1 protein-coding gene is annotated in these 589 nt (G+C 71.8%); it reads left to right on the top strand.

Annotated features, from left to right (window positions below):
- Nucleotides 1-589 (top strand): oligopeptide/dipeptide ABC transporter ATP-binding protein (locus CAPSK01_RS00375; protein ID WP_273702798.1); only part of this gene is annotated, 589 nt, incomplete at both ends.

Below are 589 nucleotides of genomic sequence, written 5' to 3'. Positions count from 1 at the left end.
CGGGCAGGTGCCGCCACTGTCGGCCATGCCCGGCGGCTGCCGCTTCGCCGCGCGCTGTGCGCACGCCTGGGATCTGTGCCGCCAGGAAGCACCGCAGTGGCGGGAGGTGGGCCCGGATCATCGCGTCCGCTGCCACCTCGATGACGAACCGGAGCGCGTGCGCAGCACCGGCAGCGAAGCGGTGATCGCCCGCGCGACCGGCCCCCTGGCCGCACCCGCCCTGCTCGCGGTCGCCGATCTGTGCGTGCATTTCCCGATCCGGCGCGGCATTCTGCAGCGCCCCGTCGGCTACGTTCGCGCCGTCGACGGGGTCTCGCTCGAACTGGCGCGCGGCCGCACGCTGGCGCTGGTCGGCGAATCAGGTTGTGGCAAGACGACGGTCGGCAAGGCGATCCTGCAACTGCTGCCGACCAGCGGCGGCAGTGTGCGCTTGCTCGGACAGGAACTCGTCGGCCAGTCGCGCCGCGAGCTGCGGCCACTGCGCCGGCGCCTGCAGATGATTTTCCAGGACCCCTTCGCTTCACTGAATCCACGCATGGCCATCGGCGAGATCATCGGCGAGGGCATGCGCGCGCTGGCGATGCCGGGA

Origin of the sequence: Candidatus Accumulibacter vicinus (assembly GCF_000584955.1) — a bacterium.
Classification (GTDB): domain Bacteria; phylum Pseudomonadota; class Gammaproteobacteria; order Burkholderiales; family Rhodocyclaceae; genus Accumulibacter; species Accumulibacter vicinus.
The sequence above is the reverse complement of the archived record's forward strand: the minus strand, read 5'-3'. Positions and strand labels throughout refer to the sequence as shown.